At 63.3% G+C, this 2,429-nt stretch carries 2 protein-coding genes; both read right to left on the bottom strand.

Translation table 11 applies throughout. From position 1 onward, the window contains the following. On the bottom strand, nucleotides 1-1,872 hold a 1,872-nt coding region (locus RY831_RS32785; RefSeq protein WP_326510470.1), incomplete at its 3' end, for a condensation domain-containing protein. A 21-nt stretch (nucleotides 1,873-1,893) separates the two neighbouring features. Beyond that, on the bottom strand, nucleotides 1,894-2,429 hold a 536-nt coding region (locus RY831_RS32780), incomplete at its 5' end, for a phosphopantetheine-binding protein (protein ID WP_326510469.1).

Here is a 2,429-nt window from a genome sequence, read left to right as displayed (position 1 = left end):
GAGCATGGCGCCCTTGGGCGTGCCGGTGGAGCCGGAGGTGAAAATGACGTAGGCCAGCGAGTCCGGCGTAATGGCGGCGCGCGGGGCTGTATCGGCGGCATTGTCTGCTGCGCTATCTGCCTCTGTTCCATGCGTGCCGGACAGCAGTGCCTCAAGATGCAATACACGTACGCCGGGCAAGGCCGGCAGCGTCGCGGCAAGATCGGACGAAGCGAGCACGTGCCGGCAGCCGCTGCCCTCGAGCATCTGGCGGATGCGCTCGGCGGGAAAGTCCGGATCGACCGGCACATAGGCGCCGCCTGCACGCAGGATGCCGAGCAAGCCAGCGACAAGACCGGCATCACGACGGGATACCAGCGCCACCGCCGTATCGGGAGCGAAGCCGCCGTCGGCATGCAAGGCACGGGCGATGCAATTGGCCCGCAGCGATAGTTCGCGGTAGCTGAGCTCGCCGCCATCGCCGGCGATCGCGATGGCTTCCGGCGAGCTTGCCGCTTGCGCATCGAATGCCTGCAGGATGCTGCCGTGCGGAGCGGCAGGACCGCCATCGCCCCAGGCTTGCAAGCGGCTCCGCTGCGCATCGTCGACGAGTTCGGTATCGCGAAGGAGCTGGTATGGATTTGCGGCCATCACCGACAGCATCGCCCGCAGGCTGTCCGCCAACCCCTGTAGAAATGCGGCATCGTGATTGCCGCGCAATGAAATGCTTATTCCATCGTTGGTCGGCGACAGGGAAATTTCCAGTCCATAGGGGATGCTTTCGCGGAAACCCGCCCAGCCGATCGCGGCCTCGCCGATGCCTTGTCCAAGTACATCCTGGCCGGGCATGCCTTGTACGAGCAATACGTGATCGATAGGCAGCCTGCCGGTGGCGGACTGAATGTCCGCCATGGAGATGTACTGATGCCTTGCCGCTTCCAGACTGTCATCGCGCACCTTCTGCAGCAGGGCGATCACAGTGTCGGTGTCGTTCCAGCTAACGCGCATGGGCACGGTGTTGATCATGAGGCCGACGAGACGGTCGGCATGATCGATGTCCGCCGGACGGCCGGCGAGCACGGTGGGAACGATCACATCGCGCCGGTCAAGATAACGGCCCAGGCACAAGGCCCATCCGCAGAGCAGCAAGTGATGCATGGATACCCGCTGGGTCTGCAACAAAGCGCGCAGGGTTTGCAGTGTCGCGCCGTCCACGGTTGCCGTTGCATGCGCTTCCGTTCCGGCCGATGCAGCTTGCCGCAGTCCGTCCGTGCTGAATCCTGTCAGCTTCGATTGCCAGTATTGCAGCGACGCGTTCGTATCGCGCGCCACCAGCCATTGCAGGTAGCGGGTATAGTCCGCGTTCGGTTCCGCCGGCGTGGAGCCGTCGTAAAACGCGCGGAGTTGTTGCAGAACAATGCCAATGCTCCATCCATCCAGCAGAATATGATGAAAGCTCCACACCATCCAGTGCTGCCCGTCGGGCGCGCTGAATAAAGCCACACGCATCGGATGCGCATTTGCCAGATCGAACCTGTCGGCCTTGTCGCAAGCCAGGAAAGCTTCCACTTCCACAGGCAGCGCATCCGGCGCCGCAGTGCGTGAAACGTCGGCAACGGTGTGCCGCACAAGCGTCACTTTCTCGTGATGAGGTATGACATGGACCGGATTGGAAACCCGTTCGCTGAGAAAACGCCCGCGCAATGCATCCTGCGCATCGACGACGCGCTGCCAAGCCGTTTCCAGCCGCTGTGGATCGAGCCTGCCGTCTATGCGCAACACTAGTTGTTCATGGTAGGCGTGCGAATGCGGATCGAGCAGCGCATGGTGCAGCATGCCGCGCTGCATGGGCGTCAGGGCGCGGATGTCCTTGATATCGTTCTTGCTGAACATGGATCGTGATGCCGTTTGCTGTCAGGAGAACAAATCGGCCAGTTCCGCGCCGCTGAGGCCGCTGAGCTTGCCGATGGCATCCCCGCCGCCTGCCGCGCTGTCCTTGGTCTTCGCAAGATTGGCTGCCAGCGCAGCCGGTGTCGGCCAGCGGAACAGATCCTGCACATCGAATACGAAACCGGCTGCGCGGATACGGGTTGCGAGGCGCAGCGCGCGTATCGATTCGCCGCCGGCAAGGAAAAAGTCATCCTCCGCGCCAACGACATTCCCCAGGACTTCACTGAAAATGCCGGCCAGTGCCGCTTCATCGGCGCTTGCAGGACCGCGTTTCGCCTGCTTCTCCTGTTTCTCCTGATTCTGCAGCGGCTCGGGCAGGGCGCGGCGGTCGGTCTTGCCGTTGGGCGTTTGCGGCAATGCCGGCAGCGACATGAAACGCGATGGAACCATCGGCGCCGGCAGGCAGGCCGCAAGCTGCGCGCGCAGCTGCGCCGGGTCGGCGCAATCCTGCCCGACCAGATAGGCAACGATCTCCTCCTCGCCCAGCGCATTCCTGCGGA

This window comes from Noviherbaspirillum album, assembly GCF_035916955.1.
GTDB lineage: Bacteria > Pseudomonadota > Gammaproteobacteria > Burkholderiales > Burkholderiaceae_D > Noviherbaspirillum > Noviherbaspirillum album.
This window is presented reverse-complemented; position numbering and strand designations above follow the sequence as displayed.